Raw genomic sequence first — 14,415 nt, 5'->3', positions numbered from 1 at the left:
CCCGCGTCACCACCGCAGGGCGGTCGTGTGCACCGGGGCGTCCCACAGGGCGGTCAGCTCGTCGTCCAGCCGGAGAACGGTGACCGACGCGCCCTGCATCTCCAGCGATGTCACGTAGTTGCCGACGAGCGACCGGGTCACCTCGACCCCTCGCTCCTCCAGCAACGCGCGGGCCCGACGATAGACCACGTAGAGCTCCGAGGCGGGCGTGCCACCCATGCCGTTGACGAAGAGCAGCACCTTCTCGCCGCCGGACAGCCCGAGGTCGTCCGCGACGGGTGTCAGCAGCATCTCGGTGATCTCGTCGGCGCTCGCCAGCGGGATGCGCCGACGCCCGGGCTCGCCGTGGATGCCGATGCCGATCTCGATCTCGTCGTCCGGCAGGTCGAAGCTGGGTCCTCCCGCGTGCGGGACCGTGCAGGCGGTGAGCGCGACGCCCATCGAGCGCACGTTCGCGATGACCTTCTCCGCCACGGCGACGACGGCGTCGAGGTCGTCCCCGCGCTCCGCGGCGGCGCCTGCGATCTTCTCGACGGCGACCGTGCCGGCCACCCCACGACGGCCCGCCGTGTACAGCGAGTCCTCGACGGCGACGTCGTCGTTGACGATGACGGTCCGGACCGTCACGTTGTCGGCCACCTCGGCCGCCATCTCGAAGTTGAGCACGTCGCCCGTGTAGTTCTTGACGATCGCCAGGACGCCGGCGCCTCCGTCGGCCGCCTCGAACGCCGGGGTGATCTGGTCCGGGGTCGGCGACGTGAACACCGGTCCGGCGACCGCGGCGTCGAGCATGCCGACGCCGACGAACCCACCGTGCAGCGGCTCGTGACCCGAGCCGCCGCCGCTCACGAGCCCGACCTTCCCGGCCTTCGCGCCGCCCGCCCGGGTGACGACGGCGTGGTCGGCGTCGACCGCCACCACGTCAGCGTGCGCGGCCGCGAATCCTTCGAGCGACTCGGCCACGACGGTCTGCGGGTCGTTGATGAGCTTCTTCACTGCAGCCATCCCTTCCACCGGGCACCCACGGCAGGCCCCGCACGTCCGTCGTGAACTCCTTCGTCCCGACAAACCTCACCTTGTTGTCGTGCAACGGGGGCGTCAAGGGGAGATCGTGCGCAGTCGGTGCACATTCGTGCACGCGGCGGCGTGAGCGGCGCGGCGTCACCCGGACGGGTGACCAGGAGTCACGGACGCCCGAGCAGCCGCCGCGCCTCGGCCACGAGCAGGATCGAACCGGTGACGAGCACGCCGGACCCGCGTTCTACCTCGCTCTCCGCCCGCGACACCGCGAGGTCGAGGGCGTCGTTCAGCCGCTCGACGGTGTGCACGCGGTCCTCGCCGAAGATGTCGATCGCGATGTCCGCCAGGTCCTCGGCGTCGAGCGCGCGGGACGTCGATGCACGGGTGACCACGACCTCGGCGAGCAGCGGCTCGAGCGCGGCGAGCATGCCCTCAGGGTCCTTGTCGGCCATCACGCCGACCACCCCGACGAGCCGCGTGAGCTCGAACGCCTCCTCGAGGCCGGCGACGAGCGCCTCGATCCCCGCGGGGTTGTGCGCGCCGTCGACGATGATCGTCGGGCTCGACCGCACGACCTCGAGCCGACCCGGCGAGTCGACGTCCGCGAACGCGACCTCGACGACGCCGGGGTCGAGCGCGCGGCCACCGGTGAGGAACGCCTCGACCGCGGTGAGCGCGAGCAGCGCGTTGTGCGCCTGGAACTCCCCGTGCAGGGGCAGGAAGATCTCCGTGTAGGTGCCGCCCAGCGCCTGCAGCGTGATCAGCTGCCCGCCGACGGCGACCTGCCGCTCCCCGACCGCGATGTCGACGCCCTCGCGCAGCACGCGCGCGCCGCGCTCGGCGGCTACCGCCAGCAGCACGCCCTCGACGTCCTCGGTCTGCTGCGCGAGGACGACCGTGGCTCCGTCCTTGATGATCCCGGACTTCTCCGACGCGATCTCGACCAGCGTGTGGCCGAGGTAGCGCTCGTGATCCAGCGAGATCGGCGTGATGATCGCGACCTCGCCGTCGACGACGTTGGTGGAGTCCCACGTGCCGCCCAGGCCCACCTCGATCACGGCGACGTCGATCGGGGTGTCCGCGAACGCGGCGAAGGCCATGACGGTGAACACCTCGAAGAACGACAGCCGCGGCTCGCCCTTCTCGATCGAGCCCTGGTCGACCAGGTGCACGTAGGGCGCGACGTCCTGCCACACCTCGACGAACCGCTCGTCGCTGATGGGCTCGCCGTCGATCGCGATCCGCTCGTTCACGCGGCTCAGGTGCGGGCTGGTGAACCGGCCCGTGCGCAGGCCGTGCTCGCGCAGCAGCCGCTCGACCATGCGGGAGGTCGACGTCTTGCCGTTGGTGCCGGTGAGGTGGATCGTCCGGTACGCCTTCTGCGGGTCGCCCAGCAGCTCGCACACCGCCCGCACCCGGTCCAGGGTCGGGTCGATGTCGTGCTCCGGGGCCCGCGCCAGGATCGCCTGGTAGACCTCGTCGGCGGCCGTGCGGGCCTCCTTCTCGGCCTGGCGGCGCAGGTGGTCGGACCCTCCTGACCGTCCCGTGCCCTGCTCGCGCGCACTCATGCCTCGTACCCTCCGGCGTCGACGGCTTCCACGGTGGCCTGCAGCGCGGGCCCCGTCTCGATCTCCACGGAGACCGCGAGGGTCTCGCGGGCGATGGTGTCCCGGTGCTCCTCGACGGCCGCGAGGTGCTCGGCCGGGACGTCGAGCGTCAGCACGATCCGGTCTCCCACCTGCAGGCCGGCGGCCTTGCGGGCGTCCTGGACCACCCGGACGACGTCGCGGGCGTAGCCCTCGGCGCGCAGGGCGTCGTCGAGCGTGAGGTCGAGCACCACGAAGCCGCCGCCGGGCAGGACCGCCGCGGCCCCGCCCTCGGCGCCGACCACGGTCGTGAGCTCGTACTCGGCCGGCTCGAGCGCCACGTCCCCGTCGGTGGTGGTGACGACGACCGCGTCGCCGTCGACCCGCCAGGCGCCCGAGCGCGCGGCCTGGATGACCACCTGCACGCCGCGACCGAGCCGCGGGCCCGCCGCGCGGGCGTTCACCGCGAGGCGCTGCGTGATGCCGAACCGCTCGGCCGTGCCGGCGTCGGCCGTGACCAGGTCGACGGCCTTGACGTTCAGCTCGGCCGCGAGCAGGTCGCGGTACGGCGCCAGGGCGTCCGCGTCGTCGACCGCCACGGTGAGCGTGTGCAGAGGCTGCCGGACGCGCACGCCCGCGGCCTTGCGGAGGCCGAGCGCGGTCGACGTCACTGCGCGGACCTGGTCCATCGCGGACACGAGCGCCTCGTCGGCCGGCGCGAGGTCGACGGAGGGCCAGTCGGTCAGGTGCACGCTGCGCCCGCCCGTCAGGCCCCGCCAGACCTCCTCGGTGACCAGCGGCGCGAGCGGCGCCATGACCCGCGTGAGCACCTCCAGCGACGTCCAGAGCGTGTCGAACGCGTCGGCGTCCTCGGCCCAGAACCGGTCGCGCTGCGTGCGCACGTACCAGTTGGTGAGGACGTCGAGGTGCTCGCGCACGGTCTCGCACGCCGCCGAGATGTCGTACACATCCAACTGCTCCGTGGTGCGCGCCACCAGATCCCGCGTGCGCGCCAGGACGTAGCGGTCCATCGGCGCGAGCGTGGCGGCACGCGCGGCGTCGACCGGCGTGGCCCTGTAGCCGGCACCCCCGTCCGCCGCCCCGGCGTACAACGAGAAGAAGTAGTACGTGCTCCACAGCGGCAGCAGCACCTGGCGCACGCCGTCGCGGATGCCCTCCTCGCCGACGATGAGGTTGCCGCCGCGCAGGATCGAGCTCGACATGAGGAACCAGCGCACGGCGTCGGAGCCGTACAGGTCCCACATCTCGGCGGGGTCCGGGAAGTTGCGCAGGCTCTTGCTGGCCTTGCGGCCGTCGTCGCCGAGCACGATGCCGTGGCACAGGACGTTGCGGAACGACGGGCGGTCGAACAGGGCCGTGGCCAGCACGTGCAGCGTGTAGAACCAGCCGCGGGTCTGGCCGATGTACTCGACGATGAAGTCGCCCGGGTAGTGGTGCTCGAACCAGTCCGCGTTCTCGAACGGGTAGTGCACCTGCGCGAACGGCATGGAGCCCGAGTCGAACCACACGTCCAGCACGTCCGGGATCCGGCGCATGGTGGAGGCGCCCGTCGGGTCGTCCGGGTTCGGGCGCGTCAGCTCGTCGATGAACGGCCGGTGCAGGTCCGGCTCGCCCGCCTCGTTCGTCGGCACCCGACCGAAGTCCGCCTCCAGCTCGGCCAGCGAGCCGTACACGTCGACGCGGGGGTGCGACGGGTCGTCCGAGACCCACACCGGGATGGGCGTGCCCCAGTAGCGGTTGCGGCTGATCGACCAGTCGCGGGCGTTCGACAGCCACTTGCCGAACTGGCCGTCCTTGATGTGCTCCGGCGTCCAGGTGATGTCCTGGTTGAGCTCGACCATGCGGTCGCGGAAGTCGCTCACGCGCACGAACCAGCTGGTCACCGCCTTGTAGATCAGCGGGTTCCGGCAGCGCCAGCAGTGCGGGTAGGAGTGCTCGTACGTCTCGTGGCGGACGAGGACCGACCGCTGGTCCGCCGGGACGCGCTCGAGCGGGCCGGTGCCGGCCTTGAGGTCCGCGATGATCGGCTTGTTGGCGTCGAACACCAGCTGGCCGACGTAGTCCGGCACCTCGGTGGTGAACTTCCCCTGCGAGTCGACGGGCACGACCGGCGCGATGCCGACGGCCTCGCACGCGACCATGTCGTCCTCGCCGAACGCGGGCGCCATGTGCACGATGCCCGAGCCGTCCTCGGTGGTCACGAACTCGCCGAGCAGCACCTGGTGCGCGTTCTCCCGGCCGACGAAGTAGTCGAACGGCGGCGTGTACCGGCGGCCCGCGAGCTCCCGGCCCTTGACGGTGGCGACGACGGTCGCCTCGCCGAGCTCCTTCGCGTACGCGCCGACGCGGGCCGCCGCCAGCACCACGCGCTCCCCCGCGAGCGCCGAGTCGGGACCCGGCTCGACCGTCACGTAGTCGACGTCCGGCCCGACCGCGATCGCCAGGTTGCTCGGCAGCGTCCACGGGGTCGTGGTCCAGATGAGCGCGAGCTCGCCGGTCTCCAGGCGCAGGCCGACCGTCAGCGCGGGGTCCTGGCGCGACTGGTAGACGTCGTCGTCCATGCGCAGCTCGTGGTTGGACAGCGGCGTCTCGTCGCGCCAGCAGTACGGCAGCACGCGGTAGCCCTCGTACGCCATGTCCTGGTCGTACAGGCGCTTGAACGCCCAGATGACCGACTCCATGAACGTGACGTCGAGCGTCTTGTAGTCGTGGTCGAAGTCGACCCAGCGCGCCTGGCGCGTCACGTACTCGCGCCACTCGCCCGTGTACCGCAGCACCGACTCGCGGCACGCCTGGTTGAACGCGGCGAGGCCCATCTCCTCGATCTGCGAGGTGTCGGTGATGCCGAGCAGCCGCTGCGCCTCGAGCTCGGCCGGCAGCCCGTGGGTGTCCCAGCCGAACCGACGCTCCACGCGGTGGCCGCGCATCGTCTGGTAGCGCGGCACGACGTCCTTGGCGTAGCCGGTCAGCAGGTGGCCGTAGTGCGGCAGGCCGTTGGCGAACGGCGGGCCGTCGTAGAAGACGAACTCGTTGCTGCCGTGCTCGCCGGCGTCGCGGGCGTCGATGGACGCCTGGAACGTGCCGTCGGACTCCCAGTACGCGAGCACGTCCTTCTCGAGGGCGGGCAGGTCCGGGGACGCGGGGACTCCGGACTGGCGGTGCAGCGGGTAGGCCACCGTGCGGCTCTCCTGTGGTCGGCACCCGGTGGGGTGCGTCGCTCTCGGCTGCGAGGACGATGGGACCCGGACCGGCCGGGCTCTACCGCGGTACCACCTCGCTTGCCGGCTCCCCTGGCGGGTCGTCGACCACTTCGTGAGGGCTGTGACGGGCCTACCCGTCCGGTTCTAATGAGGCCTTGCGGGCCCGTTCTTCCGGAGGCTCGCCGGTGATGTCCGGGTCGACGCCTGTGCGGCCGAGTCTAGCGGGCCCGTCCGGCCGGCCCGCCACCGGAATGCCGCGCCCGGCACGGTCACCACGCGCAGCGCCGTGGCGACCGTGCCGTCGGTGCGGCGTCAGCGCGTCGCGAGGGCGGCGACCTGCGACGCGGTGAGCGCCGAGCTCCAGACGGACACCTCGTCGACGTCACCCTGGAACGGTGTGTCCCACCAGTTGACGCCGAGCGCGAACGTGCCGGTGGTCGTCGTCAGGACGTCCGGGAACCCGGTCCCCGTGAAGGCCGCCTGCCCGTCGATGTACACGACGAGCTCGCCGCCGTCCACGGTGAGTGCGACGTGGCTCCACTGCCCGACGGGGATCTGCGTGCCGGTGCCCGCGTCGTACCACTGCGAGCCCGACCAGACCATGGTCGAGCCTGCGACGCCGTCGTGACCGCGCGGCACGACGCTCACCCAGGCGTTGCCGTCGCGCGCGGCGAAGAACGCGGACGTGAACTGCGTGAGGACCTCGGGCCGCAGCCACATCGCGGCCGACCACGTCGAGCCGGCGACGAGCCCGTCGGGCAGCCGGACGCCTGACGCGCCGTCGAGGTGCACCGCCTGGCCGTGCGCGCCGTCGGTGTACGTGACCTGGCCGCCGGCCTGGTCGAGGCGCGGGCCGGTCGTCGTGGCCGGAGCGTGCGCCCCCGTCCCGTCGGCGAGGTCGCCCTCGAACGACCAGGAGCCGACGAGTCCGCCCGCGACCCGTTGCAGCACGACCACCTCGATCGTGACCGCGCGCTCGACCGAGCCGTTCGTGACCCGCGCGGTGAGCGTCACGTGCGCGTCGCCCGCGCCGGCCTCGGGACGCGTGACGTCGCCGGTCGTGGACACGGCGGCCTCGTCCGAGCTCGTCCAGGTGATCGTCGTGCCGTGCGTGCCCGTGGTCGGGAGCACGAGGTCGGCGACGAGACCCGAGGTGTCGCCCAGGTCGAGGTCCGCGACGACGGCGTCCACCGCCTGGCGCGCGGACATCGGCGGGACGGTGCTGCCCCAGAGCGTGACCCCGTCGCGGGACAGGACGCTGAACGTCACGACCCACCGCGCGAGGTCCGGTTGCCAGGAGCGCGTGAACACGCCGTCGTAGCGGGTGCCCCCGACGTCGAGCCTCGCGCGGCCCGCGCCCTCGAGCGACCACCGGCCCGTGAGCGCGCCGGAGACCGTGCCGTCCGACGCGAGCGTGACGGACGTGGCCCGCCGCTGGTCGGCGGTGAGCGCCTTGTCGTGCGTGACCAGCGCGTACGCGCCTGCGACGTCGCGCCGCTCGATGCGCCGGTCGTCCCCGCCGGCGTACCGGTACGGGTCGAGCACCGGCCAGCCCTGCGCGTTCATCCACATCTGGTGCACACGGACCTCGTGCTGCTCGCCCGTCCCCGGGAACCGGGAGTGGAAGACGAGGAACGTCTCACCGGTCGTCGGGTCGCGGTACCAGGAGTTGTGACCGGGCGAGAGGTACCCCGTGCCCGGGCCCTCGCCCGGGTCGCCGACCTCGCGCGCGAACAGGTGGTTGCCGAGGATCTTGGTGCCGAACGGCTCGATCGACGCGTCGTCGAACAGCGGCAGCGTCGGGTCCGCCTTCACCTGCGCCATGTCGTTGCCGGCGGCGTCGAGGTACGGGCCGTCGGGGTTCTTCGAGCGTGCGACCCGGACGTTGTACCCGCCGTCGGCGGTGAGGCCGCCGAACGAGAGGAACAGGTAGTAGTAGCTCGTCGAGGCGTCGTACATGACAGTCGGGCCCTCGATCCGGCTGTGGTTGCCGCCCACGAGGTGCGTGCCGTAGCCCTGGCCGGGCACGGGCTTCCCGGTCGACTTGTCGAGCCGCAGGATGAAGATGCCTCCCGAGTACGAGCCGTACACGAGCCACCAGCGGCCGCGCGCGTCGACGAACGCGTCGGGGTCGACGACGTTGGGGTGCACGCGGGCGTCGTAGGTCGTGCCGTCCTCCGAGGGCAGGTCCCACATGCCCGAGCGCAGGAAGATCCCCTGGTCCACGTAGGGGCCGTCGACGTCGTCGCTGACGGCGATGCCCATCGCGGAGCGCGGCGAGTCGCCCTTGCACGCGTTGTAGTACATCGCGAACCGGCCGTCGGGGAGCTGGATGACGTCCGCGGCCCACAGGGTGTCGGTCTGCGCCCACTCGAACGTCTCGCGCAGGTTCTCGCGGACGTCGTCGAAGAGCGGGTTGTCGGCGTTCGCGCCGTCGGCGACCTTCTCCCACGACATCAGGTCGTCGGTGCGGGCGGCGGCCAGGTGGCTCCCGAAGACCCAGATGTCGCCGTCGGCCACGACGACCGACGGGTCGTGCACCGAGACGTCCTGGAAGGTCGGCGGTGGTGGGTCGGAGGCGCGGCGGTCCGCCTGGGCGGGTGCACTCGTGGCGACGAGCGCGAGGGTGAGGGCGGCTCCCGTGAGGGCGGCACGGAGGGCTGGACGGGCCATCGGAACTCCTGGTGCGACGTCGGACTCAGGACACGGGGACCGGCCGCCGACGTCGTGCGCAGTGCCGCGGTGGACCACCGGATCCGAAATCTACAACGTTGTGGAGACTCTGTACATCGTTGTACATGGCTCCCGCACGGCGCCCTTCAGCGTTGGTGGTCCGACCCGACGGCCGCGGTCAGGTGGCCGACGCGACGACCGGCGGGAGCGCCGACCACGGGAACGTGATCCAGCGGTCGGTGCGGCGCCACACGTAGTCGGGCTCGATGATCGACCGGGACTTGGCGTACAGCACGGCGGTCCGGGCCTCCGCGCAGTGCAGGGTCATCAGCCTCTGGACGAGGGCCAGCGTCTCGCCGGTGTCCGCGACGTCGTCGACGACGAGCGCGCGCAAGCCGTGCATCGCGTCCGTGTCCAGCAGCGGCGGCAGGACCACGGGGTCCGGCAGCCGCTCGTCGATGCCCGTGTAGAACTCGACGTTCAGCGTGCCGACAGCCTTGGTGCCCAGCGCATACGCGATCGCCCCGCCCGGCGGCAGTCCCCCGCGGGCGACCGCGATGACGATGTCCGGGACGAAGCCGTCGTCGACCACCGTCTGCGCGAGCTCCCGGGCCGCGGTGCCGAAGAGCTCCCAGTCGAGCACCTCCCGCTCCTGGGGCAGCTGCTGTCCGGGTGCGGTCTCGGTGGTCGCCATGCGGTCAGCCTACGAGCGGCGGCGCCGGTTGCTCGATCCCCCGGGCATGATCGACGCGTGACCTCTCCCCTCGTCCTGCTCGACCTCGACGGCACGCTCATCGACTCCATCCCCGGCATCACGGCGTCCATCGCCGTCGCGTACCGCCGGTGCGGCCTGCCGGTCCCGACGCCCGCGGAGCTGCGCACGTTCGTCGGGCCGCCCATCGGCGACAGCCTCCGCGCGCACGGCGTCCCCGACGAGCGCGTCGGCGAGCTCGTCCGCGCGTACCGCGAGGACTTCGGGGCGACGGGGATGCACGACGCGACGGTGTTCGACGGCGTCCCCGAGCTGCTCGTCGACCTGCGCGCGGCAGGCTGCCGGCTCGTCGTCGCGACCTCCAAGCCCGAGGTGTTCGCCGTGCCGATCTGCGCGGACCACGGGCTCACCCCGCTGGTCGACGGCATCTTCGGCGCACCGCTCGACGAGTCCGGCACTAAGGCGGACGTGATCGCCCGCGCGCTCGCCGCCGAACCGCACGCGCCGTCGCCCGCGACCACGCTGATGGTCGGGGACCGCGAGCACGACGTGCACGGTGCCGGTGCGCACGGCATCGACTGCGTGGGCGTGACCTGGGGATACGCGGCGCCGGGCGAGCTCGTGGCCGCGGGTGCCGTCGCCGTCGTCGACACCGTCGAGGAGCTCCGGCGCACGGTCCTGGCGCGCGTCGGCAACGGGATCGCTCGCCGGGCTTGACCTTGACGTTGCGTCAACTCCTACCGTGGACGGCATGGAGGCATCGATCCAGGAGGTCGCCCGCCTGACGGGCACCACGAGCCGGACGCTGCGGCACTACGACGCGATCGGTCTGCTCGAGCCCAGCCGGGTCGGCGACAACGGGTACCGCTGGTACGACGACCACGCGCTGGTCCGGCTGCAGCGGATCCTGCTGCTGCGCCGGCTCGGGCTCGGGCTGCCCGACATCGGCCGGGTGCTGATGAGCGAGCAGGACGAGACCGCCGCGCTGCGCGCCCACCTCGACTGGCTGCGCAGCGAGCAGCGACGCCTGGAGCGGCAGGCGGCCTCTGTCGAACGGACCATCACCGCACGAGAGAACGGAGGGCCGATCATGGCCGAGGACATGTTCGACGGGTTCGACCACACCCAGCACAAGGACGAGGTGGAGCGCCGCTGGGGCGCCGACGCCTACGCGACGTCCGACGGCTGGTGGCGTGGCATGACCGACGACGAGCGAGCCGCGTGGAAGGCGACCACCGCGCGGCTCGCCACCGAGTGGGGCGCCGCCGCGTCGGCCGGCGCGGACCCCGCGTCCGACGAGGCCCAGGAGCTGGCCCGGCGGCACGTCGCCTGGCTCGGCAGCATCCCTGGTACGCCCGGGCACGGGTCGACCCCCGTGAAGGAGTACATCGTGGGCCTCGCCGAGATGTACGTCGCCGACCCGCGGTTCGCCGCGAGCTACGGCGGCGAGCAGGGCGCGACGTTCGTCCGCGACGCGTTGCACGAGTACGCGGCGCGGCACCTCTGAGGGGTAGACGTCAGGTGGTGCTGCGGATCGACCGCTGCCAGTCGGCGTGCAGCTCCGCGAAGTGGCCGCCCGCCGCGACCAGCCCGTCCGGAGTGCCGTCCTCGACGATCCGGCCGCCCTCGATCACCAGAACCCGGTCCGAGCCCATGACCGTGGAGAGCCGGTGGGCGATGACGACCGAGGTGCGATCGGCCAGCAGGGTCTGCAGCCCCAGCTGCACGAGGGCCTCCCCCGGGACGTCGAGCGAGCTGGTCGCCTCGTCGAGGATCAGCAGGGCCGGGTCCGCCAGGAACGCGCGGGCGAACGAGACGAGCTGACGCTGGCCGGCCGAGAGCCGCACCCCGCGCTTGTCCACCTCGGTGGCGTAGCCGTCGGGCATCGACGCGATCAGGTCGTGCACGCCGACCGCGCGCGCGGCCGCCTCGATCTCCGCCGGCGTGGCGTCCGGCTTGCCGAGGGCGATGTTGGCGCCGACCGAGCCCGAGAAGAGGTACGCCTCCTGGGTCACCATGACGACCGCCCGCCGCAGGTCGACCGGATCGATCTCGCGCAGGTCGAGCCCGTCGAGCCGCACGGCGCCGCCACGCACGTCGTAGAACCGGGCGAGCAGCTTGGCAATGGTGGACTTGCCGGCCCCCGTCTCCCCGACGAGCGCGAGCGACTGGCCGGCCGGGATGTGCAGGTCGACGTGCGGGAGGACCGTCGGCCCCGTGCCGTAGCCGAACTCGACGTCGTCGAACCGGACGTCTCCGCGGGCGTGCGCGAGGGCCGACGGGTGCTGCGGGTCCGGGACCGTCGGCTCCTCGGCCAGCAGCGACGCGACCTTCTCCAGCGCCGCGGTGGCCGACTGGAAGGAGTTGTAGAACATGCCGATCTGCTGCAGCGGGTTGAAGAACCGTCGCGCGTACAGCACCGCCGCGACGAGCACGCCGACCTCGAGGCCGCCGTCGAGCGCGCGCAGGCCGCCGACCAGCAGCACCGCGGCGACCGTGACGTTGCCGATGAGCGTGAGCCCGGTGTCGAAGACGCCGTTCAGGCGGATCCCCGCGGCGTTGGTCTCCCGGTAGTCCTCCGACAGCCCGCCGTAGACCTCCTCGACCTGCGGCTCACGGCGGAACGCCTGGACGGCGCGGATGCCGGTCATCGTCTCGACGAACCGCACGATGAGCCGTGCCGCGGCGGTCCGCTGCCTGCGGTACTGGACCTGCGACCGCACCTGGAACCACCGGGTGAGCACCACGCCGGGGATCACCGCGATGAGCAGCACCAGGCCGCTGCGCCAGTCGAGCAGCACGAGCGAGACCGCGGTGAACACCATGGCGAGCACGCTCGACGCCAGGTTGGTGACGCCGCCGTCCAACAGCTCGCGCAGCGCGTCGAGGTCGGAGGTCTGCCGCGAGATGATCCGGCCCGACGTGTACTTCTCGTGGAACTCGAGGCTGAGCCGCTGCGTGTGCCGGAACACCCGGCGCCGCAGGTCCAGCAGCATCGTCTGGCTCACGCGCGCGGACGCCCGCACGGTCGCCGCGGTGAGCACGCCGCCGAGCAGCGCCGCCGCGAGATACCCGAGGGTCGCCAGCGTGATCGGACGGGCGTCGCCCGCGGTGAGGGCCGGCAGGGCCTTGTCGATGCCGTACGCGACGAGCGCCGGGCCGGCGACCGCGGCGAGCTGCGAGCCCACCACGAGCGCGGCCGTCCACCACGCCGGACCCGCGACGGGCCGCAGCAGCGTGCCGAGCAGCCCGAGCGAACGTCGGCGGATCCGCCGCGACTCGGCCTTCGTGGCCTCGTCCCCGAAGGCCTCCGAGGTCAGGACGCTCACCGGCTCACCTCCTCGAGGTGGTCCACGTCGTCGAGCGCCGACAGCGCCGTGAGCACGTACCGGTAGTGCGGGTGGGTGGTCAGCAGGTCGGCGTGCCGGCCGACCCCCGTGATCCGCCCGTCCTCGAGCACCGCCACCCGGTCGGCCAGGGCGACCGTGGACGGCCGGTGCGCGACGACGAGGGTCGTGGTGCCCGTGAGCATGTCCCGGAGCCGGGCCGTGACCGCGGCCTCCGTGGTGACGTCGAGCGCCGAGAGTGGATCGTCCAGCAGCAGCACGCGGGGTCGGACGGCGATGGCGCGGGCCAGGGCGACGCGCTGCCGCTGGCCGCCCGAGAGGCTGAGCCCCTCCTCGCCGATCACGGTGTCGAGGCCGTCCGGAAGCCCGTACGCGAAGCCCGCGCGGGCGACGTCGAGCGCCTCGGTGACCAGGTCGTGGGCCTCGGTCCCGGTGAGGTCGGTGCCGAGCAGCACGTTCTCCCGCACCGACGCGGAGAACAGGATCGGGTCCTCGAACGCGACCGAGACCGCCGCCCGCAGGTCCGCGCGCGTGAGGTCCCGGACGTCGACGCCGTCGATCCGCACGCTGCCCGCGGTCACGTCGTAGAGCCTGGGGACCAGCTGGAGCAGGGTCGTCTTGCCGCTGCCGGTCAGCCCGACCAGCGCCATGGTCTCGCCCGGCTCCAGCACGAGGTCGATGCCCGCGAGGATGTCGGAGCCGCCGCGCGGGTGGCCCTCGGCGTCGACGCCGCGCGGGTGCCCGAAGTGGACGCCCCGCAGCTCGACGCGCGAGCCCGCCGGGTCGGCCGTGGGCAGCGCCGCCGGCTCCGCGGGGTCCCGGACGGTCGACCCCGTGTCCATGACCTGCAGGTACCGGTCCGTCGCGGCCTTCGCGTCGAGGGTCATCGCGAGCAGCATGCCGAGACGCTCGACGGGGTTGTTCACCACGGCCGCGGTGGCGAAGAACGCGACGAGGGCGCCGACGCTGAGCTCGCCGCGGGACGTCAGCACGACGCCGAACCCGAGCGAGACCGCGAGGATCGCCTCCGGGATCGCGCCGAGCGCGAACGACACCCGGGACAGCGTCCTGGCCTTGTGCACCTCGGTGGTGCGCAGCTCGTCGGCCTGCCGCGCGAAGTCGTCGAGCGCGTCGGCGCCCCGGCCGAACGCCTTGAGCACGCGGATGCCGTGCACCGACTCCTCGACCGTCGTGGCCAGGTCGCCCGCCTGGTCACGGGCCCGCCGCGCGACCACCTTGTAGTCCTCGCGGAACCGGAAGCCGAGCCAGATCATGGGCACCGCGCCGACCAGGTAGACCAGCCCGAGCACCCAGCTGGTCCAGATCATCAGCCCGATGCCGACCACGACCGTCGTGGCGCTGACCAGCAGCATCACGAGCCCGAACACCGTCCAGCGGCGGATCGTGCCGAGGTCCGACATCACGCGGGACAGCAGCTGCCCGCCCGACCAGCGGTCGTGGAACTCGACAGGGAGGTCCAGCAGGTGGCGGAACAGGTCGGTGCGCATGTCGCGCTCGACCGTGGTGCCCGGCGTGAGGATCAGCGCGCGGCGGCACCAGACCAGGAACGCCTCGAGCACCCCGAGCCCCAGGACGACGAGCGCGCCGATGACGACCCCGCGCTGCGATCCCTCGCTGAGCAGCGGGCCGTTGACGATCACGCGCAGGACCTGCGGCACCGCGAGCGCCAGCAGGCTCGCGCCGAGGGCCGTCAGACCGCCGAGCGCGATCCGCGGGAGCGCGGGGCGCGCCCAGTGGCGCAGGCGCAGGAGCACGCGGGTGGTCGACTCGGGACGTGCGGGACCGGCGGGTGGAGCAGAAGGCACGCCTCCACACTACGGACGGGGTCCGACAGT

Annotated in this window: 9 protein-coding genes; 2 read left to right on the top strand and 7 right to left on the bottom strand. The window is 72.6% G+C overall.

Going from position 1 to position 14,415, the window contains the following annotated elements; translation table 11 throughout:
* Positions 1–6: 6 nt before the first annotated feature.
* The 5 genes from dhaK to AC1DWH_RS09510 all read right to left on the bottom strand — a co-directional run bounded on the left by dhaK (position 7) and on the right by AC1DWH_RS09510 (position 9,194).
* A complete protein-coding gene (dhaK, locus tag AC1DWH_RS09530; protein ID WP_477093623.1) occupies positions 7–996 on the bottom strand; it encodes a dihydroxyacetone kinase subunit DhaK in 990 nt (329 codons plus the stop codon).
* Positions 997–1,184: 188 nt separating this feature from the next.
* Positions 1,185–2,588, bottom strand: coding sequence for a bifunctional folylpolyglutamate synthase/dihydrofolate synthase (locus AC1DWH_RS09525; RefSeq protein ID WP_477093469.1), 1,404 nt, complete (start codon positions 2,586–2,588; stop codon positions 1,185–1,187).
* Positions 2,585–5,803 carry an isoleucine--tRNA ligase gene (gene ileS / locus AC1DWH_RS09520; protein ID WP_477093468.1) on the bottom strand — a complete coding sequence of 1,073 codons (3,219 nt, stop codon included), beginning with the start codon at positions 5,801–5,803 and terminating at the stop codon, positions 2,585–2,587. The genes AC1DWH_RS09525 and ileS overlap by 4 nt, the downstream gene beginning before the upstream one ends.
* Positions 5,804–6,139: 336 nt before the next feature.
* Positions 6,140–8,500, bottom strand: coding sequence for a LamG-like jellyroll fold domain-containing protein (locus tag AC1DWH_RS09515; protein ID WP_477093467.1), 2,361 nt, complete (start codon positions 8,498–8,500; stop codon positions 6,140–6,142).
* Positions 8,501–8,678: 178 nt separating this feature from the next.
* On the bottom strand, positions 8,679–9,194 hold the full coding sequence (locus AC1DWH_RS09510) for a phosphoribosyltransferase (protein WP_456846933.1): 516 nt from the start codon (positions 9,192–9,194) through the stop codon (positions 8,679–8,681).
* A 57-nt stretch (positions 9,195–9,251) separates the two neighbouring features.
* On the opposite strand from AC1DWH_RS09510, the gene AC1DWH_RS09505 reads away from it, so the two are divergent.
* Together AC1DWH_RS09505 and AC1DWH_RS09500 are read left to right on the top strand one after the other, a co-directional pair.
* Positions 9,252–9,929, top strand: coding sequence for an HAD hydrolase-like protein (locus tag AC1DWH_RS09505; protein ID WP_477093466.1), 678 nt, complete (start codon positions 9,252–9,254; stop codon positions 9,927–9,929).
* A 34-nt stretch (positions 9,930–9,963) separates the two neighbouring features.
* Positions 9,964–10,719 (top strand): MerR family transcriptional regulator, encoded by a 756-nt coding sequence (locus AC1DWH_RS09500; RefSeq protein ID WP_477093465.1) that lies wholly within the window; start codon positions 9,964–9,966, stop codon positions 10,717–10,719.
* 10 nt (positions 10,720–10,729) lie between these two features.
* Here AC1DWH_RS09500 and AC1DWH_RS09495 read toward each other — a convergent pair whose 3' ends face one another.
* Positions 10,730–12,541, bottom strand: coding sequence for an ABC transporter ATP-binding protein (locus AC1DWH_RS09495; RefSeq protein WP_477093464.1), 1,812 nt, complete (start codon positions 12,539–12,541; stop codon positions 10,730–10,732).
* Positions 12,538–14,385, bottom strand: coding sequence for an ABC transporter ATP-binding protein (locus AC1DWH_RS09490; protein ID WP_477093463.1), 1,848 nt, complete (start codon positions 14,383–14,385; stop codon positions 12,538–12,540). Before AC1DWH_RS09490 ends, AC1DWH_RS09495 begins: the two co-directional genes overlap by 4 nt.
* Positions 14,386–14,415: the final 30 nt, after the last annotated feature.

This window comes from Cellulomonas sp. P2_F12 (assembly GCF_056403775.1).
This window is presented reverse-complemented; position numbering and strand designations above follow the sequence as displayed.

Bases quoted from the DNA above. Each gene is read 5' to 3' on its own strand.
- AC1DWH_RS09525 (WP_477093469.1), bottom strand. From the start codon at position 2,588: ATGAGTGCGCGCGAGCAGGGCACGGGACGGTCAGGAGGGTCCGACCAC.
- AC1DWH_RS09515 (WP_477093467.1), bottom strand. From the start codon at position 8,500: ATGGCCCGTCCAGCCCTCCGTGCCGCCCTCACGGGAGCCGCCCTCACC.
- AC1DWH_RS09510 (WP_456846933.1), bottom strand. From the start codon at position 9,194: ATGGCGACCACCGAGACCGCACCCGGACAGCAGCTGCCCCAGGAGCGG.
- AC1DWH_RS09500 (WP_477093465.1), top strand. From the start codon at position 9,964: ATGGAGGCATCGATCCAGGAGGTCGCCCGCCTGACGGGCACCACGAGC.